The sequence below is a fragment of the Comamonas sp. HJ-2 genome (assembly GCF_053615495.1).
This window is the reverse complement of the sequence record NZ_JBSIFD010000016.1, coordinates 97405-118359: the sequence shown is the minus strand read 5'-3', so window position 1 is coordinate 118359 and position 20955 is coordinate 97405. Positions and strand designations below refer to the sequence as shown.

General features: G+C 61.0%; 16 protein-coding genes. 13 read left to right on the top strand and 3 right to left on the bottom strand.

The window, feature by feature from the left end; all coding sequences use genetic code 11:
- Window positions 1-2: 2 nt before the first annotated feature.
- The 12 genes from ACWGXF_RS14835 (at window position 3) to ACWGXF_RS14780 (ending at window position 15414) form a co-directional block, all read left to right on the top strand.
- Window positions 3-1106, top strand: coding sequence for an acyl-CoA dehydrogenase family protein (locus ACWGXF_RS14835; RefSeq protein WP_012837525.1), 1104 nt, complete (start codon window positions 3-5; stop codon window positions 1104-1106).
- Between the two features lie 12 nt (window positions 1107-1118).
- The gene (locus tag ACWGXF_RS14830) at window positions 1119-1535 is read left to right on the top strand and encodes a MaoC family dehydratase (protein ID WP_003078281.1); all 417 of its coding nucleotides are present in this window, start codon (window positions 1119-1121) and stop codon (window positions 1533-1535) included.
- Window positions 1536-1567: 32 nt separating this feature from the next.
- The gene (locus ACWGXF_RS14825) at window positions 1568-2740 is read left to right on the top strand and encodes a lipid-transfer protein (RefSeq protein ID WP_034363643.1); all 1173 of its coding nucleotides are present in this window, start codon (window positions 1568-1570) and stop codon (window positions 2738-2740) included.
- 17 nt (window positions 2741-2757) lie between these two features.
- Window positions 2758-3939, top strand: a complete 1182-nt coding sequence (locus ACWGXF_RS14820; RefSeq protein WP_034396832.1) for an acyl-CoA dehydrogenase family protein — start codon at window positions 2758-2760, stop codon at window positions 3937-3939.
- A 42-nt stretch (window positions 3940-3981) separates the two neighbouring features.
- Entirely contained in the window at window positions 3982-5793 is a 1812-nt protein-coding gene (locus tag ACWGXF_RS14815) for a long-chain-acyl-CoA synthetase (protein WP_012837527.1), read from the top strand.
- Entirely contained in the window at window positions 5786-6853 is a 1068-nt protein-coding gene (locus ACWGXF_RS14810; protein WP_012837528.1) for an MBL fold metallo-hydrolase, read from the top strand. Before ACWGXF_RS14815 ends, ACWGXF_RS14810 begins: the two co-directional genes overlap by 8 nt.
- 12 nt (window positions 6854-6865) lie before the next feature.
- Window positions 6866-8062, top strand: a complete 1197-nt coding sequence (locus ACWGXF_RS14805; RefSeq protein WP_256630017.1) for an acyl-CoA dehydrogenase family protein — start codon at window positions 6866-6868, stop codon at window positions 8060-8062.
- Window positions 8063-8194: 132 nt separating this feature from the next.
- Window positions 8195-9322: an acyl-CoA dehydrogenase family protein gene (locus ACWGXF_RS14800; RefSeq protein WP_256630018.1), complete on the top strand. Its 1128-nt coding sequence runs from the start codon at window positions 8195-8197 to the stop codon at window positions 9320-9322.
- Window position 9323: 1 nt separating this feature from the next.
- Entirely contained in the window at window positions 9324-11030 is a 1707-nt protein-coding gene (locus ACWGXF_RS14795; protein ID WP_256630019.1) for a class I adenylate-forming enzyme family protein, read from the top strand.
- A 282-nt stretch (window positions 11031-11312) separates the two neighbouring features.
- Window positions 11313-12692, top strand: coding sequence for a DUF1329 domain-containing protein (locus ACWGXF_RS14790; RefSeq protein WP_004341210.1), 1380 nt, complete (start codon window positions 11313-11315; stop codon window positions 12690-12692).
- A gap of 35 nt (window positions 12693-12727) precedes the next feature.
- Window positions 12728-14239: a DUF1302 domain-containing protein gene (locus ACWGXF_RS14785; RefSeq protein WP_004341209.1), complete on the top strand. Its 1512-nt coding sequence runs from the start codon at window positions 12728-12730 to the stop codon at window positions 14237-14239.
- Window positions 14240-14310: 71 nt separating this feature from the next.
- Window positions 14311-15414, top strand: coding sequence for a dienelactone hydrolase family protein (locus ACWGXF_RS14780; protein ID WP_238554041.1), 1104 nt, complete (start codon window positions 14311-14313; stop codon window positions 15412-15414).
- A gap of 167 nt (window positions 15415-15581) precedes the next feature.
- On the opposite strand, the gene ACWGXF_RS14775 is transcribed toward ACWGXF_RS14780, so the two are convergent.
- From ACWGXF_RS14775 to ACWGXF_RS14765, 3 genes are read right to left on the bottom strand one after another with little or no spacing between them, the layout of a single operon-like run.
- Entirely contained in the window at window positions 15582-16040 is a 459-nt protein-coding gene (locus ACWGXF_RS14775; RefSeq protein WP_012837532.1) for a nuclear transport factor 2 family protein, read from the bottom strand.
- Entirely contained in the window at window positions 16040-18523 is a 2484-nt protein-coding gene (locus ACWGXF_RS14770; protein WP_256630020.1) for an efflux RND transporter permease subunit, read from the bottom strand. The genes ACWGXF_RS14775 and ACWGXF_RS14770 overlap by 1 nt, the downstream gene beginning before the upstream one ends.
- Window positions 18520-19527 (bottom strand): WD40/YVTN/BNR-like repeat-containing protein, encoded by a 1008-nt coding sequence (locus ACWGXF_RS14765; RefSeq protein WP_046461370.1) that lies wholly within the window; start codon window positions 19525-19527, stop codon window positions 18520-18522. Before ACWGXF_RS14765 ends, ACWGXF_RS14770 begins: the two co-directional genes overlap by 4 nt.
- A 210-nt stretch (window positions 19528-19737) precedes the next feature.
- On the opposite strand from ACWGXF_RS14765, the gene ACWGXF_RS14760 reads away from it, so the two are divergent.
- The gene (locus tag ACWGXF_RS14760; RefSeq protein ID WP_004341195.1) at window positions 19738-20952 is read left to right on the top strand and encodes a thiolase family protein; all 1215 of its coding nucleotides are present in this window, start codon (window positions 19738-19740) and stop codon (window positions 20950-20952) included.
- Window positions 20953-20955: the final 3 nt, after the last annotated feature.

Below are 20955 nucleotides of genomic sequence, written 5' to 3'. Positions count from 1 at the left end.
TCATGGACTTTCAACTCAGTGAAGACCAACGTGCATTCGCAGACATGGCGCAAAGCCTGTTTGCAGACTATTGCACCGACGACAAGCTGCGCGAGCACGATGCCTCGGGCCAGCCTTTCATGCAGGATCTGTGGCAGCAGTGCGTGGCTGCGGGCCTGCACAGCATCCTGGTGCCGGAAGCTGCAGGCGGCCTGGGTCTGGGAATGAGCGAGATGCTGGCCGTGCTGGAGCAGCAAGGCCGTGCGCTGGCGCAGGTTCCGCTGTGGCAGCAGCAGGTCGCTGCGGCCGCGATTGCCAGGTTTGCCGAGGGACAGGACGCAGTCGTTCAGTCAGCCATGCAGGGCGAGTTGCTGGCTCTGTCGCTGCAGGCAGCCGTGGCTACACGCGGGCCGGCGCTTGAGCTGCAGGGTGAGCGACTCAAAGGCCAGCTGCAAGCCGTGCCGCTGGGCGAACAGGCCCGGGTGGCTCTGGTGGCCGCGGCGGCGGGCGACGAGATCAAGCTGGTGCTGGTGAGCCTGCAGGCGGATGGTGTCAGCCGCGTGGCCGGCATGCGCGAAGACTACTGTGCGGTGGCCGACATCAGCTTTCGCAACACGCCGGTGCTGGCCGTGCTGGGCGGCCGTGCGCTGGACTGGGTCAACGAAATGGCAATCGCCTGCCTGGCCAGCCTGCAGCAGGGCGTGACACAGGAACAGTTGCGCCGCACCGTGGAGTATGTGAGCGAGCGCAAGCAGTTCGACCGTCCCATCGGTACCTTCCAGCTGGTACAGGGCCAGATGGCCGACGGCTACATCCTCATGCAGGTGCAGCGCAGCGCGCTGAGCCAGCTGGTCTGGCGTCTGGATGCCGGCCTGCCTTGCACGCCGCAGGCCCACGCGGTGCGCGCCCAGTCCAACGAGCTGGGCCTGAAGGTAGGCCGCGTTGCACAGCATGTGCATGGCGGCATGGGCGTGGATGTGACCTATCACATTCACCGCTTCATGTTCTGGTGCCGTGCGCTGGCTGCCGAGCTCGGCAGCGCCGAGCAGCACCTGCAAGCGCTGGGCCAGTGGCTCGCAGACAACGACACGCTCGGCTGGAAGTACGACCTGCCCGAAGACCGCTAAGGAGACAACAACATGGCAAACCAATCTATTCGCTTCGAGTCGGTGAACGTGGGTGACGAACTGCAGCCTGTCAGCGTGCCCATCACCGTGCCGCTGATTGCCGGCGGTGCCATCGCCACGCGGGACTATTTCCCTGGTCACCACGACCGCGACGCCGCGCGCGAGCTGGGCTCGCCCCATATCTTCATGAACATCCTGACCACCAACGGTCTGGTGCAGAGCTTTGTCGAGAGCTGGGCTGGCGACGATGCGCGCCTCATGGATTTGAAGATTCGCCTGGGGGCTCCCAATTACCCCGGCGACACCATGAAATTCACGGGCTCCGTGACCGAGAAGAACGAGGCCACGCGCAGCGTTCAGATCACGCTCAAGGGCAGCAATTCCATGGGCTCTCACGTCAGCGGCACCGTGCAAGTGGCCCTGGCCTAAGAACAACAAGCGGAGACATTCCTGTGAACGATATGAATATTTCCGGTCGCGCCGCCATTGTGGGCCTGGGTGCAACAGAATTTTCCAAGAACTCGGGCCGTACCGAGCTGCGTCTGGCCATGGAAGCCACGCTGGCTGCGCTGAGCGATGCCGGCATCGACCCCAAGGAAGTGGACGGCTTTTCCTCGTACTCCGTGGACAAGGTCCCCGAGTATGAAATCGCCCGCCTGCTCGGGGCTCGCAATGTGAGCTTTTTCTCGCAGGTTCCGCATGGTGGTGGCGCGGCCTGCGGCCCCGTGCTGCATGCGGCCATGGCCGTGGCCACGGGCATTGCCAAGACCGTCGTGGTCTACCGCGCCATGAATGAGCGCAGCTGGTACCGTTTTGGCACCGGCAGCTATGGTTTTGGTAGCGCGCCATTCTTTGACAATGTGAACTATGGCTGGTATATGCCCCACGGCTTTCACACGCCGGCATCCTGGGTGGGCATGTTTGCCCGCCGCTATATGCATGCCTTCGGTGCGACCAGCGAGGACTTCGGCCGCGTGGCCGTGGCTGTGCGCGACTTCGCAGCCACCAATCCCAACGCATTCTTCTACGGCAAGCCCATCACACTGGAGGAGCACCAGGCCAGCCGCTGGATCTGCGAGCCGCTGCACCTGCTGGACTGCTGTCAGGAGTCCGACGGGGCCGTGGCCATGGTCATCACATCGAGCGACCGTGCCCGTGAGATGAAGGCCAAGCCGGTCTACATCAAGGCGGCGGCCCAGGGGATCTCTGACGGTCAGCAGTCCATGACCTCGTTCTACCGCGAGGACATCACCGGCCTGCCTGAAATGGGGCATGTCGCCAGCCAGCTGTGGCAGCAAAGCCGCCTGACTCCCAAGGATGTGCAAAGCGCAGTGCTGTACGACCATTTTTCGCCCTTTGTGCTGCCTCAGCTCGAGGAGTTCGGTTTCGTCAAGCGCGGCGAGGCCAAGGATTTCATTCGCGCCGGCGAGCATGCACGCGGCGGCTCCATGCCCATCAACACCCATGGCGGCCAGCTGGGCGAAGCCTATATCCATGGCATGAACGGCATTGCCGAAGCCGTGCGCCAGATCCGCGGCAGCTCCGTCAATCAGGTCAAGGACGTGCACAACATGGTGGTGACCGCCGGTACCGGCGTGCCCACCAGCGGCCTGATTCTGGGCGACGAGGCCTGATGGCAAGGGAGACATTCATGTTCATTGACCTGACTCCCGAGCAGCATGCGCTGCGCCTGAAGTGCCGTGACTACTTTCAGGCGTTGATGACGCCCGAACTCAAGGCCCGCATGCGCGGTGCCGAGGGCGGCGACGAATACCGCGAACTGATCCGCAAGATGGGGCGCGACGGCTGGCTGGCCATAGGCTGGCCCAAGGAATTCGGCGGCCAGGGCCTGTCGGCCACCGAGCAGCTGATCTTCTTTGAAGAAGCCAATATTGCCGGAGCGCCCCTGCCTTTCGTCACCATCAGCACCGTCGGCCCCGCGCTGATGGAGCATGGCACCGAGGCGCAGAAGCAGGAGTTTCTGCCCGGCATGGCCAGCGGCGACATCATTTTCGCCATTGGCTACTCCGAGCCCGGTGCTGGCTCCGACCTCGCCATGCTCAAGACACAGGCTCAGCTGCAGGGCGATCTTCAGACCGGGCATTTCGTGGTCAACGGCCAGAAGCTGTGGACTTCGGGCATTGAATCTGCCGACTATGTGTGGCTGGCCGCACGTACCAACCAGGAACTGGCTCGCCACAAGGGTATTTCCATCATGGTGGTGGATACCAGGGACAAGGGCTTTTCGCATACGCTGATTCAGACCGTGGGCAACTACACGGCAGCCACGTACTTCGACAACGTTGAAGTGCCGGCAGCACGTTTGATCGGCGAGCTCAATGGGGGCTGGAAGCTGATCACTGCACAGCTCAACCACGAGCGCCTGGGTCTGGGGGCCTGGTCGGACAAGGTGTTCGCCCCCTTCGTCAAGGTGCTGCAATGGGCCAAGGCCAAGGATGAGCAGGGCCGTCGCGCTGTCGATCAGGCCTGGGTGCGACGCAGTCTTGCGGAGTGCTATGCCCGCCTTGAAGCCATGCGACTGACCAACTTCCGCATCGCGGCCAGTCTGGAAGCCGGTGCCATGGACGTGAGCCTGGCATCTGCCACCAAGGTCTATGGCTCGGAAGGCGTGGTCGAGGTGCTGCATCGATTGATGGACATCGTGGGCAGCAGCGCTCTGGTGCGTGGTGGCTCGGCGGCTTCCTATCTGATGGGCGAGCTGGAGTATGAGCTGCGCGCCTCCACCATCAACACCTTCGGTGGCGGCACGAACGAGATTCAGCGCGAGCTGATTGCCCAGTTCGGCCTCGGCATGCCGCGCCCCCAGCGCTGATCGAAGACATCTCACACATAACAAATACCAAGGAGACATGTGATGAGCGACACGACTGTGGTGTCGCGCGAGCAGACCCAGCTCAAGCTGGATCGTCGCGCGCCCATTGCGGCCAAGTACCTGGCCGATACGCCCTACACCATGGCTGATCGTCTGGAGGACTGTGCGCGAGATTTCGGCGAGCGCATCTTTCTGATCGAAGGCGATGTGCGCTACACCTATGCGCAATTCAACCAGCGCGCCAATCAAGTGGCACGTGCGTTGCACGAGCAGGGCGTGAGAAAGGGCGATGTGGTGGCCATGGCCATCGAGAATCGCCCAGCCTTTTTCTTTGCCTGGTTTGGCGTGGCCAAGCTGGGTGCCGTGGTGGCCTTCATCAACACCCATGTGATGGGCAAGCCTCTGACGCATGCACTGGAGGTGACCAACGCCAGTCATGTGATCGTAGGCGAGGAATGTGCAGAGCGCTTTGCGCAGACCGAAGGGCTGAACACCGCGCTGAGCTACTGGCACTGGCCGGATGAGGACAGGCCCGCGGCAGCGGAAGTCCTGTCGCAATTCGGACCGGATCTGCAGGCACTGGCCACGAGCCAGGACGGTTCCCCCGTACCGCTTGCATGGCGCGAGGGCGTGGTGGCCGGCGATACGGCGCAGTACATATTCACCTCCGGCACCACCGGCCTGCCCAAGGCCGCGGTCATCAGCCATGCACGCTGGCTGATGGCGGGGGACTCCATGCAGCTGCTGTGGGAGATCACCCGGGATGACTGCTTCTACTGCTTTTTGCCGCTCTACCACGGTGCGGCTTCCATGTCGCTGACGGCAACCGCCATGGCTGCAGGAGCGCGCATCGTGGTGCGCCGCAAGTTCAGCCGCAGCGAGTTCTGGCGCGATATCCGCGCACATGGCATTACCTTTTGCCAGTATGTGGGGGAGATTTGCCGCTTCCTGCTCAGCGTGCCCGCGACGGACAGCGACCGGGAGCACAGCTTGCGCAAGATGGCCGGAACCGGTCTCACGCCCGAGATCTGGCAGCAATGGACATCGCGCTTTGGCGCCGTGTTCCAGATCTATGAAGGCTGGGGAGGCACGGAGTCCAACACCAATACCATCAATCTGGACAATCGCATCGGCTCCTGCGGCCGCGTTCCCTTCTGGGAAAAAACCAATTTGCGCCTGGTTCGCTACGACCAGGAAAAAGGCGATTACATCCGAGATGAAAACGGCTTCTTGCAATTGGCCGGCGTGAACGAGCCCGGCGAGGCCATCGGCATGGTCATCCAGTATCCCGGTGTGGTTGCTGGGCGCTTTGAAGGCTATACCAGCGAGGAGGCCTCCGAAAAGAAGCTGCTGCGCAATGTCTTCCAGCAGGGCGATGTGTGGTGGACATCGGGCGACCTGCTGCGCTGCGACGAAGACGGCTACTGCTGGTTTGTGGACCGTATCGGCGATACCTTCCGCTGGAAGAGCGAGAACGTCTCGACCATGGAAGTCAGCGACGCACTCGGAGACTACCAGGGGCTGGATGCGATTACCGTCTATGGTGTGCAGGTTCCCGGTCACGGTGGCCGTGCGGGCATGGCAGCGTTGGTGATGCATGAGGGAGCCCAATTCGATCCCAAGGCCTTCTGGACGATGGCCATCGCTCGTCTGCCGCGCTATGCGGCACCACTGTTCGTGCGTCTGATGGATACGCCGGACATGACCGGCAACTACAAGCTGCGCAAGGTGGATCTGCAAAAGCAGGGCTATGACAGCGCTCAGACTGGCGACCCGCTGTTTGTACGCAATGACAAGCTGCAGACCTATGTGCCGCTGACCGCTGCAACGCTTGAAGAGGCTCTGCGTGGATAGCGCCGTCGCGCAGGAGCGCGTACGGGCCAAGCCCGCAGATGTGCTGCGTTATCCCTTTGCGCCGCCTGCAGCCGATGGCAGCCATGTGGAGATCGTCCCCGGTCTGTTGTGGCTGCGCATGCCCATGCCCATGGCTCTGGACCATATCAATGTCTATCTGCTCAGGGACGGCGACGGCTGGGCGGTGGTCGATACGGGGCTGGGAATTCCCGGCACCTTCGAGCTGTGGGAAAGAATCTTCACGGAGAAATTGGCCGGCCAGCCGCTGACCCGTGTGATCTGCACCCACTGTCACTACGACCATGCGGGTGCGGCATGGTGGTTGCAGGAGCGCTTTGGCGTGCCGCTGCTCATGAGCTATGGCGAGTTCATGATGCTGCGCTCGCTGATGGGGCCGCCGCCCGATCCTCTGCCCGAGGCGCATCGCGATTTCTATGCGCGTGCCGGGGTGAGCAGCGAAGAGCTGGACGACATGCTGGCTGCCATGCGCAAGGATCCGTTCATGCCCAGGCAGCCCAGCCATTACCAGCGCATTCATCCGGGTGAGGTGCTGCAGATCGGGGAGCGTCGGTGGCGCATTGTGCTGGGCGAGGGGCACTCGCCCGAGCATGCCTGTCTGTATTGCGAGGAAGACGGCATTCTGCTGGCCGGTGATCAGGTGCTGCCGCGCATCACCTCGAATGTGATGGTCAGCCCCATCGAGCCCGAAGGCAATCCGCTCAAACTCTGGATCGATTCGCTGCATCGTTTGCGTGAGCTGCCGGCCGAGACCTTGGTGCTTCCATCGCACCAGGGCGTTTTCTACGGCCTGCATGAGCGCCTGGTGCAGGTGCTAGAGCACCATGCCGAGCAGTTTGCACTGCTGACCGGACATCTGGGCCAGGCAGGACGGGCAACGGCTGCGGAGCTGGTGCCCGTGCTCTTTCCCAGGCTGCGCAGCCCCGTGGATCGCCTGATGGCCCTAGGGGAAACGATAGCCCATTTGAACCTGCTTCACCAGGATGGAACGCTGCTGCGTACCCCGGGTGAGGGCAAGATTGCATATTTCTCGTTGGCCTGAGGTAAGGAAGCCATGACGGAACTCGAAACATTCAAACAAGAAGTGGCGCAGTGGCTGGAGGAGAACTGTCCTGCGAGCATGCGCCGGCCCATTGTTTCAGAGGAGATGGTCTGGGGCAGCTCCAAGCTGCAGTTTCTGAACGAGGATCAGAAGCTGTGGTTCGAGCGCATGCGCGACCGTGGCTGGTTTGCACCGTCATGGCCGCGTGAATACGGCGGCGGTGGACTCTCCCCGAGGGAAGCCCGTATCCTGGACACGGAGATGGCCCGTCTTGGCTGCCGTCAGCCCCAGTACAACCTGGGCGTGTGGATGCTGGGGCCGGTTCTGGTGGAGGTGGGGACGCATGAGCAAAAGCTTGAGCATCTGGTTCCCATGATGCGCGGCGAGCAGCGCTGGTGTCAGGGCTTTTCGGAGCCCAATGCCGGTTCGGATCTGGCCAGCCTCAAGACCTCGGCCAGGCGCGTGACGGACGAGCAGGGCGAGGTCTATATCGTCAACGGGGGCAAGATCTGGACCTCGGACGGAGACAAGGGCGACTGGATGTATGCGCTGGTGCGCACCAGCAGCGAAGGCAAGAAGCAAGACGGCATCAGCTTTTTGCTGATCGACATGAAGAGTCCCGGCGTCACGGTCAAGCCCATAGAACTGATCAGCGGCAAGTCCAGTTTCTGTCAGGTCTTCTTCGACGATGTGCGGGTGCCTGTGCGACAGCTTGTGGGCAAGGAAGGCGAAGGCTGGTCGCTGGCCAAAAAGCTGCTCCAGCATGAGCGTGCAGCCATGTCCAAGTTCACGGAAGGTGGTGCGCCGTCGCACGATGCACTCAAGACCGCCTTGCCCTACATGGTGGACGAGCAGGGGCGGATCAGCGATGGTGTGCTGCGCGAGAAGCTGGCAGGATTGCTGATGGATGCACAGTCTTTCGCCCTGACCCATCGTCGGGTGACCGAGAAGGCTCTGGCGCGTCAGGACGTTGCAGGCCCCTCCAGCATCATGAAGCTGGTGCAGACCGAGCAGGAAGTCGCCAAGTACGAACTGCTGGAGCAGGTGCTGGGCCTGCGCGGTCTGGGCTGGGAGGCTGGCGATGATTTCACAGCCGATGAGATCGATATAGGTCGTGCATGGCTGCGCTCCAAGAGCTACACGATTGCAGGCGGAAGTTCGGAAGTGCAACTGAACATCATTGCCAAGCGAGTGCTGGAATTGCCTTGACCCCCTGAGCCGCTGTGCGGCGACAGCCTCGCTGCGGGGGGAGGGGCTGTCTGGGCCCTTGCTCGCCGTCTCTGAGCTGGGCAGTGGTGGTCGCGCAGGCTGAGGATAACGAATTGAAATGGAGACAAGAATATGACCATGCTTTTGTCGCAAGAGCAGGAATTGCTCAAGGACAGTGCTGTTGCCTTTCTCGCGCAGGAAGCACCCGTGGCCCAGCAGCGCCGTCTGCGGGATGACAAGGTGGAACAGGGCTTCGATACACAACTGTGGCAGCAGATGGTGGAGATGGGGTGGCCCGTGGCGGTGCTGCCCGAGTCGCATGACGGGCTGGCTGCGGGCTATCTGGGCATGGGCGCCGTGTTTGAAGCCATCGGCCGAAACCTGTCGGCACAGCCGCTGCTGAGTCAGGCCGTGATCGCACCTGAGCTGCTGATTCGCGCCGGCTCCGAAGCTCAGCAGACGCAGTGGCTGCCCCTGCTGGGCAGCGGGCAGGCCAGGCTGGCACTGGCTCTGGATGAAAAGTCCGGCCAGCATCTTTCAGCCAGATTGAGCACGTTAGCCGAGCAGACCAGCACGGGCTGGTGCCTGAGCGGTGAGAAAGCCTTTGTGATGGATGGAGTGGGCGCCAATGGCTTTTTGGTGCTGGCGGCGTCTGGCGAAGGTGCTCCCGGTTTGTGGCTGGTGCCAGCTGATGCACCAGGCGTCAGCATCAAACCCATGTGCATGATTGACAGCCGTAACATGGCCCGCGTGCAGTTCGATAAGGTGGAGCTGAGCGCTGATATGGCGTTGGTGGCCCGACCCGCTGCTCAGGTGCTTGATGAAGTGCTGGACCGAGCCCGTGCCTGCCTGGCCGCAGAGTCTCTGGGTCTGATGCGTGAGGTGTTTGATCGTACGGTTAGCTATCTGAAGGAGCGCGTTCAGTTCGACGTACAGATCGGCTCGTTCCAGGCGTTGCAGCACCGTGCTGCACGTCTGTATGTGGAGCTTGAGCTGCTGGAGAGCTGTGTGCTGGCAGCTTTCGAGGCCATTGATTCAGGTTTGGAAGCCAAGGTGCCCGAGCTGGTCAGCGCAGCCAAGGCCAAGGCATCTGACTTGTGCGAGAAGCTGTGCAACGAGGCGATCCAGTTGCATGGCGGCATCGGGGTGACCGATGAACTGGATATTGGCCTGTTCTTCAAGCGGGCACGCGTTCTGCAACGCCTGCTGGGCGACGGTGGTTATCACCGCAATCGCTTTGCACAACTGAAAGGTTTCTGAGATGAGCGATGCCTTGGTTTCTATGGGTGAAAAGATCAGGAACATTCGTGCGCAGCTGACTTCGCAGGGCGCACCTTTTGAAGTGCAGCAGGTCACGCTGTCCGATGGGCGCAGCGTGGCAGCCTATCGCAACGCCTTTCAGAATCTGGCACAGGTAATTGATGCCGGCCGGGTTCATGGTGCGGCCGAGTTCATGGTCTATGGCGAGGATCGATGGACATTTGACAGGTTCTTTGCAGCAGCCGATGCACTGGCCAGTCGTTTGCAGAAGCAGTGCGGTATCAAGCCCGGCGACCGGGTGGCGATTGCCATGCGCAACCGTCCCGAATGGGCCGTGGCTTTTGCTGCCATTGCCTTGCTTGGCGCAGTGCCGGTGCCTTTGAACAGCTTTGGCCTGAGCAGCGAGCTGATGGCCAATCTGGAGGACACCCGGCCGGTGATGCTGATCTGTGACGCGGACCGCCATGCTCGCATCAGCCAGGCCATTGCGCAGACGGCCATCAAGGTGGTGGTGGTGGATGGCGAGGGGGGCGATATCAGCTGGTCGGAGTTGACCGCAGGCGGTCATGATGGCTTTGTGTCGCCGCAGCTGAGTGCCGATGAGCCTGCGCTGATTCTGTTCACTTCGGGAGCCACCAGCCGAGCCAAGGGCGTGGAATCCACCCACCGCGCCGTTTGCCAGGGCATCTTCAATATTGACTTCATCGGTGCAGTGGCAGCCATGACTTCGCCGGACGCCATCGCCGCCATCATGGCGCGACAGCTGCAGCCCACGATCTTGTCGGCAGTTCCTCTGTTTCATGTCAGCGGCCTGCATGCCCAGCTGCTGGTCAGCCTGCGCCATGGTCGCCGCCTGATCTTTGTGCACCGCTGGGAGCCAGAGAAAGCTGCCGAGCTGATTCGCAAGGAAAAGGTCACGCAGTTCAATGGTGCGCCCAGCATGGTGCAGCAGCTCATTGGACTGCCCGGCTTCGAGCAGCCTGAAAGCTCTGGCAATCTCTCCGGTGTGGGCTTTGGCGGAGCGGGCCTGCACCCGCGCCTGATCGATGAGGTGTTGGCCAAGTTCAAGGGGCGCATGTCAGGCATTGGATTTGGACTGACCGAATCCAATGGCGTCTGCGCAGGCAGCTCAGGGCGCATGTTCGAGGCGCATCCGCGCAGCTCGGGGGTGCTGTCGCCCATCATCGAGGTACGAATCGCAGACCTGGATGGCACAGCCTTGCCTATCGGTGAGCCCGGTGAGGTCTGGCTGCGTGGCGTGACCCTGATGGAGCGCTATTGCGGTGATGCAGAGGCCACAGCCAAAGCCATGCAGGGCGGCTGGTTCCACACCGGAGACATAGGAGTTCTGGACGATGAAGGCTTTTTGACCATCGTCGATCGCATCAAGGACGTGATCAACCGCAGCGGTGAAAAGATTGCTGCGGCGGAGGTCGAGGCCTGTCTGCTGCAGCATGAGGCACTGGAGGAGGCTGCTGTGTTCTCCATGCCGCATGAGGTAACGGGCGAGCAGGTCGTTGCCGTGGTGGTCGGGAAGATCGGGAGTCAGGTGACTCCCGAGCTGCTTCGCGAGTTCGTGGCACAGCGCCTGGCGGGCTACAAGGTTCCCAGTCGGATCGTTGTTCGTGCCGAGCCTTTGCCTCGCAATCCCGCAGGCAAGATGCTCAAGGCATCGATTCGCAAGGAGTGCGCTCACCTGCTGACCTGATTGACGGAATTGGGTGGTCCTAGGACTTTCCCGATCACGTTCCGAAAGCCTGCTGCTGCTTCGTGCAACAGCAGGCTTTTTTCATTCGGGGCGGCGCTTCAGGTGACCCATGTGGACTAGGTCGCTAGGGTCTGTCAGTAGTCAACTCAGACGATGGTTGAAGAGACCTCCTGGCGCAGTATGCAACTGCCTGCAAACGGCAAAACCAATGGGGTGATGCGAGGCAATGTACCTCGTTTGTAGCACCCGCCAAAAATAAGTTCTAGAACCTAGGAGACAGAGATGAAGTTTGTGACAGCCAAGACTCCACTCGCAGCGGCAGTGGGTTTGATGGTGGCGACGTCGGTATGGGCGAAGGTTCCGGCGAACGAGGCAGAACAGCTGGGCAAGGAATTGACATGCGTGGGTGCCATCAAGGCCGGCAACAAGGAAGGCACGATTCCAGAGTTCACAGGCAAATGGGTCGGAGCCCCTGCTGGCGTGGCTCATGTGCAATCCAGCGGCAAGCACCCCGTGGATATCTATGCCGATGAAAAACCACTGTTCGTGATCACTGCAGAGAACATGGAGAAGTATGGCGACAAGCTCAGTGCTGGTCAGAAAGCCATGTTCCAGAAGTATTCCAAGACCATGCAGATGCCGGTCTACAAGGGGCATCGCGATTTCCGCTACACCGATGAGGTCTGCGCAGTGTTGAAGAAGAATGCGCTGGAGTCCGAGGTCGTCGATAACGGCATGGGAATCAAGGGCAGCTTTGGTGCGATCAACTTCCCGATTCCCAAGACCGGGCAGGAAGTGATCTGGAACAACCTGCTGCCCACGCGTGCCTACACCGAGGCCATCACGCGTGACATGGCGAATGTGCTGTCAGACGGCAGCATGAGCTTTGGCCGTATGCAGAACCTGAACCTGGACATGGTCAACAAGCCTGAAATGCTTGGCAAGCCGGTCGAGGGCGTGATGGCCTATACCCGCACCAGAACGCTGGCTCCCGAGCGTGAAAAGGGCGGTGTGACCCACTCGGTGGAGCCCGTCAATTTCGGCAAGGACAAGCGCCTGGCCTGGAGCTATGACCCCGGTACACGCCGCGTGCGCCAGGTGCCCGAGTATGGCTTTGACCAGCCCATGGCTGGCACCGGCGGCAAGATGACCATCGACTCGGATCGTCTCTTCAATGGCTCGCCAGAGCGCTACAACTGGAAGCTGCTGGGCAAGAAGGAGATGTATATCCCCGCCAACAACTACAAGATCCATCAGCCCACGGTGAAGTATGCCGACCTGCTCAAGCCCGGTCATGCCAACCCCGATTTCATGCGCTACGAGTTGCGCAGAGTCTGGGCCGTGGAAGGCACGCTGAAGGACGGTTTCCGACATGTCTATGGCAAGCGTGTGCTGTTCGTGGACGAGGACACCGGCCAGGCCGTGGCCGCGGACATGTACGACGCGCGTGGCCAATTGTGGCAGCACGCCTTCATCAACTACTACTACTCCTTTGATATCAAGGCCTGGCATGCAGGCACGTCCTTCTATCACGACCTGAATTCCGGCGGCTACATGGGCTACAACCTTTTTCAGGAGCGTCCCCAGGGCCCCATCCTGAACAAGGGTGATCTCGTGCCCGCCATGTTCACACCAGAAGCCGCACGCAACGCGGGCAACTAAGTTTTATCAACGAGCGACTCATTATGAAAAACAATATGAAGAAACTCACGCCCATCGCAGTGGCGGCGCTGCTGTCCTTGGGTATGGGAGCAGTTCAGGCGGGGGAGACTGTCGAGCTGGGAGATGGCCTCAAGTTCGACTGGCGTCTGAACGTGAGCTATGGCCTGGGTGTTCGTCTGGATAACCCGTCTCCGGTGCTGAACACAGACGGCAACAACAATTTCAAGAAAGGTGCTCTGACGGCGAACCGACTGGGTGCCGTCTGGGAAAGCAAGCTGTCAAAAGGTGACAGCGGCTTTGTGCTGAATGCCAGCACTTTTTATGACGATGTATATCACCAGCGCAACGACAACAAGGGACCGATCAGTACGGCAGGTCCCGTCAATGAGTTCAACTCTGCTGCCAAGCGCTATGGTGGCGGCTATTCGCGCCTTCTGGATACCTATGCCTACACCAGCTTCAACATGGGCGAGGCCCGCGCCACGGTACGCCTGGGCAAGCAGGTGGTGAACTGGGGCGAGTCCATGTACTTTGCCAATATCGCTGCGGCCCAGGGACCCAGCGATGCAGCAAAGGCAGCTTCGCCTGGCGCTGAGGTCAAGGAAATCCTTCTGCCGGAAGATCAGATCTCGGCTTCGCTGGAAGTCAGTCCCAAACTCTCGCTGCTGGGCCACTACCAGTTCGGCTTCCATGAAACGCTGCTGCCGGCTCCCGGCATGTACACCAGCACCAGCAATGCCCTGGGTCCCGGCGCCTCCTGCCTGGGCGTCTACAACGGTGCGACCTGTCGCGGCCTGCGACGCGGTACCGACATCCGGCCCAGCAGCTCGGGTCAGTGGGGTATCGGCGGTCGCTACCGCGTCACCGACGAGACGGAAGTCGGTCTGTACTACCTGAATTACAACGACCGCACTCCATCGCTGGTCGTGAACATGAATGGTGCGATACCTACCGGCTATCAGGTTCGCTATTTCGACGACATCAAGATGCTGGGAACGACGGTCAGCACGACCTTCGGCAAGTTCTCTGCATTTGGTGAAGCGAGCTATCGAAAAGGTACGCCGGTGCTCAACGGCAATGGTGTGGCGGTGCGTGGCGATGTGGTGCAGGGCAACGTCGGCGGTATCTTCAATATCGGCCGCACCGGTATCGCGGACGACATGTCCCTGGCTGCCGAAATTTCCGGCTCTCGCGTGATCAGTGTGGCCGATGGCAGCTCTACCGATAACCTGAGCTTCAAGACCCGTAATTCCCTGGTGGCCGGTGCGACCCTGACGCTGGGCTACCCCGGCATCTTCGAAGGCTGGGATCTGAGCATCCCCATCAGCTACCAGTCGCAACTGCGCGGCCGTTCTCTGGTCGGCACCTTCGGCGGCGGCCAGAGCGACAGCCGGTTGAGCATTGGCGCGACTTTTGTTCGCAAGAGCAATTTCTCGATCAACGTGGCCTACATCAACTACCTGGGCAATCCTTCTGCCGATTCCCTGCGTGCACGCCCGCTGGCCGACCGCGACCAGCTGTCTGTTACCGCCAAGTACTCGTTCTGAACCACACCAACGAGCCAACACCACAAAAGCCCGGCTCTCCGGGCTTTTGTGTTTGAAAGAGGTCTGAGTACATGCAAATAACGACCGGAAAATGGATCATCCCTTTGAGGGCCATGGCGCTGGGATTGATGAGCAGTGCCGCATCGGGGCAGTATCTGCTGGATGCCTTGCCTCCTTTGCCAAAGGTGGCTCCCTTGATGGCCCCCACGGAGCTGCATGGTGATACACAGGGCGATATCCGCTTCAAGTCCAGCAGTCCGTACGACCTCGATGTGCTGCTCAGTCAGCCTGCCAAGGCAGAGGCAACCATGGGTATGGGAAAGCTGTTCCTGCCCAAGGGGGCCAGCGAAAAGAAGCAGGTGCCGGCCATGGTTGTCCTGCCAGGTGGCGCGGGGGCCATCCCCGGGCGCGAGAGCGAAACGGCCCAGATGCTGGCCGACAACGGCATAGCTGCGCTGTTGGTCGATAACTTCAAGCCGCGTGGCATCAGCGAAGACATGCCTTATGCGCTCAAGATCATGGGTACCTCCGAGTTCGATGCCGTGGCCGATGCCTATGCCGCCCTCAAGGCCTTGAACAAGCACCCGGCCATCGATGGCTGGCGTATCGGGGTGATGGGATTTTCCAAAGGCGGAATTGCGGCACGCATGAGCCTGGATGCGCGCATTCGCGACAAGCTGGCGCCTTTCATTCAGCCCTTTGCCTTGCATGTGGACTTTTACGGGCCGTGCTATGCGCTGCTGCAGTCACGCAAAACCACGGGTTCGCCTCTGCTCAGCTTCAGAGCGGGGGAGGATGCATCGAATGATCTGGTGGCCTGTGCGCAGCAGGAAAAAATCCTGCGTGAGGCGGGCTCCGAAGTCAGTACCGTGGTTTATGCCAGAGCAGGCCATGATTGGGAAAGCGACAAGCCACGAGAGATGACGAATCGCCCCTACCTGTCCGGCTGCACGATAGAGTTCAATGACAAGGACTTCCCCGTCCTCAACGGCCAGCCGCTGATTCCCGCCGGGGCCCAGTCCGATCGCCAGACCCGCTACAGAATTCGGGTGCAGAGCGGCAAAGCGCTGGGGGACTGCGTCAAGGTGGGCTATATCGCCGGACGCGATGAAACCGCACGCAGTCTGGCCGGCAAGCAGTTGCTGCAGTTTCTCAAGGTGAAGTTCGAGCAGTAGACAGGACTCGGCGGAAAAGCAGAAGGCCAGCAAATGCTGGCCTTTTTCACCTGTCAAATTTGCCCGAAGTTTTTTTGATGGAACGTAGGCTTTTGTCAATTGAATCGTCCGGAAACAGAAAAGCCGCGCAGCGTGGCCGCGCGGCTTGATTGATGGAGTGTGGCTGCTCAGGTGCCGGGCTGCAGCACGGAGCGCTCACCGATCTCAAGCAACATGGTCATGCTGCGCTTCTGGATGCGCCAGCCTTCGGGCAGCCTTACCCATTCGTCTTCATAGAAACCGATGGCGTCGTAGCGCAGATGACTGCGCTCGCCCAGTCCCTGATGCGCGGCTCGCACCTGAATCCTGCTGAGCGGGCGCTGAGGGTTGCCGGCATCGACTTCCAGATTGCCCAGCAGATGCTGGGTGGGGCCGCAGCCGTCAAGGTGGGTGCTGATCATGCGGCGGACCTTGGCAACCCCTTCGCAGATGTAGCTGCCACCGTAGACCGTGGTGCAGTCAGGTGTGAACACCTGCTGCAGCAAGTCCCAGTTGCGGGTGTCGCAGGCCGTGGCGTAGCGGGTCAGGGTCTGGGCCAGAGCATGTTCAAGAAGAACCTGCTCCAGCGTGCTTGCGGCGGTCTGCATCACACTTTGCCGTTCACGGATGACTGGGGCTCGGGTTTGAGCATGCCGCCCGCGTGGCTGATGCCGCCTGCGCTGCCTGTCGCATGGGCGTGTCTGGGCTGCCGGTGCAGGCGCTTGACGCGTGCCCTGGCTTCCGCCGCGCCCACATTCAGCCAATAGGCCATGGCAGGCAGCAGGAAGATCGCGCCCAGCATGTTCACCAGGAACATGAAGGCCAGCAAGATGCCCATGTCGGCCTGGAACTTCAGTGCCGAGAACGCCCAGGTGCCCACGCCTATGGACATGGTCAGAGCCGTGAAGATGGCGGCGTTGCCGCGCTGGCGCATGGCTTCATAGAAAGCCTCGCGCAGCGTGATGTCTCGCTCGCGCAGCTCATGCTGCATGCTCTCGAACAGATAGATGCCGTAGTCCACGCCCACACCCACGCCCAGCGCCACCACGGGCAGTGTGGGGACCTTGAGACCTATGCCCAGCATGGCCATCAAGGCATTGCAGAGTATGGAGACGATGGCCAGGGGCACGACGATGCACAGCACGGCGCGCCAGCTGCGGAAGGTCAGCCAGCACAGCAGCGTGATGGCGCCGAAGATGGAGCCCAGCATCTGCACTTCGGCATGTTCCACGGCCTCGTTGGTCGCGACCGCCACGCCGGCGTTGCCGCCAGCCAGCAGGAACTTGACGTTGGGCGTCTTGTCTGCGGCGATGAAATCACGCACTTCATTGACGACATGGGTCAGCGTGGCGCCTTCGTGGTCCTTGAGGAAGACCTGCAGATTGATGACCTTGCAGCCCTCTGTGTTCAGGCCCAGATCGGGAGATAGTGCCTTGGCGCCCGAACGCAATGCGGCTTCGGTGCGCTGCAGAGCTGCCCAACGGGGGTTGCCCTCGTTGTTGCTGGAGGCCGCGATCTTGGCCAGACCGGAGACGGTGGAGACAGATTGCACGCCGTCAACCCGGCGCATGCGCGACTCAAAGCGCTCCACGGCGTTCATCACCTGCCAGTTAAGGCAGCCTTCGTCGAGCTTGGAGGTTTCGACGAAGACGGACAGCACGTCCATGCCTATGGAATAGCTGCCGATGATGGTGTCGTTATCACGGTTGTAGCGCGACTCGGCGCGCAACTCGGGAGCGCCCGTGCCCACATCACCTGTCAGCAGATTGCGCGATTCGTAGGTGCCGGCGGCCAGCAGCAGCAGCGATACCACCAGAGTCAGCATGGCGGGCTTGCCTTCGGCCAGTGCCGACAGCTTCCACCAGATGGGGTTACGGCCATTGGCGGAGGAGGAGGGGGCTTGCATGGCCTTTTTTTCCAGGCGCAGATTGGCCAGCACCGCGGGCAGGAACACCTTGTTGGTGATGATCATCAGCAGCACGCCCATGCAGGCGGTCACGCCCAACTCGTGCACGATGGGGATGTCGATCAGCATGATGACCATGAAGCCCAGAGCATTGGTCAGCAGCGCCAGAGCTCCGGGAATGGCCAGCTTGCGAATCGCGTTCTCGGCAGCCAGCCTGGAGCTTAGGCCGGCGCGCACATCATGCTTCCAGGCTCCCGTCATCTGCACCGCATGGGATACACCGATGGAGAAGATCAGAAAGGGAACCAGGATCGACATGGGGTCGATGCCGTAGCCGATCAGCGGCAAAATGCCCAGCAGCCAGATCACGGGCAGCAGCGCCACGGCCAAGCCGACCACCGTGATGTTGGTTGACTTGGTGTAGAGACGCAGCATGATGGCCGTGATGACAAAGGCGATGGCAAAAAAGGTCATCACCGTGGTCAGGCCGTCCATCACATCGCCCAGCACCTTGGAAAAACCAATGATGTGGATGGAGATGTCCTTGCCTTCGAACTTGCTGCGGATCTCTTCCAGGCGCTGCGCAACCTTGTGATAGTCGAGTTTTTCTCCGGTCTTTGGGTCGACCTCGAGCAGGTCGGCGCGCACCATGGCGGACTTCAGATCGTTGCTGACCAGCGAGCCGATCTGACCGGACTTGGCCACGTTGGAGCGTACCTGGGCCAGGCCTTGTTCGTTGGCCTCGAAGCGCGAAGGAATCAGCACCTCGCCCACGTAGCCGTCTTCGGTGATCTCGATGTATTTCACGTTCGGTGTGAACAGCGAATACACCTGGCCGCGGTTGACGCCGGGCGTGAAGAAGACCTCGTCCGTCACGCCACGCAGGGCTTCGAGAAATTCCTTGTTATAGATATCGTCTTGCCGGCCCTTCCATTCCACGCTCACCAGAATGCGGTTGGCTCCGGAGAAGGTGGCTGAATGCTTGAGAAATGCCGTCATGTACTCATGACGCATGGGGATCAGCTTGTTGAAGCCCGGATCCAGATGTGTGCGCATGGCCGAGACAGCCAGTAGTGCCGTGGCAATCAGCGTCAGCACGACTATGGACTTGCTCCACGAGATCAGCCAGCGTGCCGTGGATGCAATAAACCGGTCCAGCCGGCTGGTGGGTTCGCTCAGAGTCATTGAGTCGCTCCTGGGGCAGCCTGAGCGTTTGCCTTGGCTTGTTGTGGTGGGGGAAAGGGTTGCAGGCCTGCGTCGCTGGACATCCATCCGCTGTCGGGGCCGGTAAGCACAATGTCGGTCAGGGTGGCGCGGCCCTTGGCGCGTTGCAGGCTGAAGCTCTTGCCGCCGTCCTTGCTCAGGCCGAGCATGCTGCCCTGTCCTACCAGGATGATGGTTCCGTCCTTTTCCTGGGCATGGCCAAAGAAGGAGACCGGAGCCTGAATCGTCGACTTGACCCATTGCGCGCCCGGCGCGGCCTGCACAAAGGCGTTGCCGCGCATGCCATAGATCAGCCAGCCGCCGTCGCGTGTAGCCATGGCGTTGTAGAAAGATCCGTTGTAGAACCCGGGCTCGATCTGCCAGCTTGCGCCGGAGTCCTCGGACTTGATGACCAGGCCGCGCTCGCCCACTATCAGCCAGTGCTTGCCATCTTCGGAGCTGGCAATGCGGTTCATGTGCTTGTCCTCCACCTCTGAGGGCAGGGGCAACTGCTCCCAGGTCTGACCGTTATCCCTGGAGGTGATGGCACGGCCGAAGGCGCCGACACTGATCCAGTCGCCCGAAGGAAGGCGCGCGATCGACATCAGAGGCTCTCCGTTTTCCTTGGAGAAAGCGACCTCCTCCCAGGTGCTTCCTCCGTCCTTGGTACGCAGAATCCAGCCTTCGTGCCCCACGGCAAAGCCGGTCTTTCTGTCGGGCGCAAAAGCCATGCTGACGATGAGCGCCTGACGCTGCTCCTTGATCTGTGCCTGCTGCCAGTGAGCACCCTTGTCGTCCGAGTACAGGATTTCACCGAGTGCGCCGGCTGTCAGCAGACGATCGCCCGCCTGCGTGATGGTGTTGAAGTGACTGCGCTCGATGCCAATGGTGGTAGGGGCCAGGGGGGGCGGTGTGCGGGGTGCAAAGGCGAGCGCTGAGGCAAAGGCCACCAATGCTGCTGCGCCTATACCGACGGCTGTTTTCACGTTGTCTCCTTATTGATTCGTACACGCTGTGCATGTATTGCAAACACGGGTGCAGGTTCTTGATTTGGAGCTTCTGCAACATCGTCCGAATGGACGTTTGCCTGGAGAATTAGGGGTATGTACGGGGCCGGCTTTTTAGTCTCTACAGACGATGGATTCGGTCTGCTTCATTTACACAATGAATGCACACTTTCTTGGTAAGGGAGACATATGGGTTTGCAAGGAAAAGCGGCGCTGGTTGGCGTCGCGCAGTACAAGCCGGAGAAGTACGCAACGGCGCCGCGCATGTTCCATCTGGAACAGGTGGCCGACCTGACGCTGCAGGCTCTGGAGGACGCCGGCATGGAGCTGTCCGAGGTGGACGGTCTGATCACCAGCGCTCCGCACTTTCATGAAGCCAGCTGTTTTGTGCCCGCCATGGCCGGCGAATACCTGGGTGTGCGCCTGAACTTTGCCGAAGTCGTGGACCTGGGGGGAGCCAGTTCCGTGGCCATGGTCTGGCGCGCGGCGGCGGCGATCGAGCTGGGGCTGTGCAACACCGTGGTCTGCGTGCTGCCGTCGCGAATGGCACCGATCTCCGAACATGACGACCATATCAAGGAAGTCATGAAGGCCAGCCGCTTCGGCGGCCACAGCACTCGCTTTGGAGCGCCCGAGGCCGAGATGGACCTGCCCTATGGCCATATGGCGCAGAACACCGGCTATGCCATGATTGCCCAGCGCTATGGCGCGGTCCATGGCTACGACGCGGCCGCTCTGGCACGCATCAGCGTGGACCAGCGCTTCAATGCCTGCCACAACCCCGACGCCATGTTCTACGGTCAGCCCATCACGGTGGATGACGTGCTGAACTCGCGCATGGTGGCCGACCCTTTGCATGTGCTGGAAATCGTGCTGCCGGCTGCGGGCGGCGGCGCCATGATTGTCACTCGTGCCGATCGCGCCAAAACCACCAGACACCGCCCCGTCAGCATCGTCGGCTGCGGCGAGCATGTGAGCAGCAAGTCGCCCACCTATATGGCCGACATGCTGCAGACCCCCATCGGCCCGGCTTCTGCCAAGGCTTTCGAAATGGCGGGTATGCGTCCCTCAGACATGCATATGGCGCAGATCTATGACTGCTACACGATCACCGTGATGCTGACGCTGGAAGACGCGGGTTTTTGCGAGAAGGGCAAAGGCATGGACTTTCTGCGCAACAACGACTTCACCTTCAAGGGCAACTTCCCCATGAATACCCATGGCGGCCAGCTGAGCTTCGGTCAGTCCGGCACGGCGGGCGGCATGTCCCAGGTGATTGAAGCGGTGCATCAGATTCAGGGGCGTGCCGGCGACAGGCAGCTGGGTCGCAACGATCTGGCCTATGTGTCCGGCACCGGTGGCGTGATGAGCGAGCAGGGCGCCTTGATCCTGCGGGGAGCATAAGAA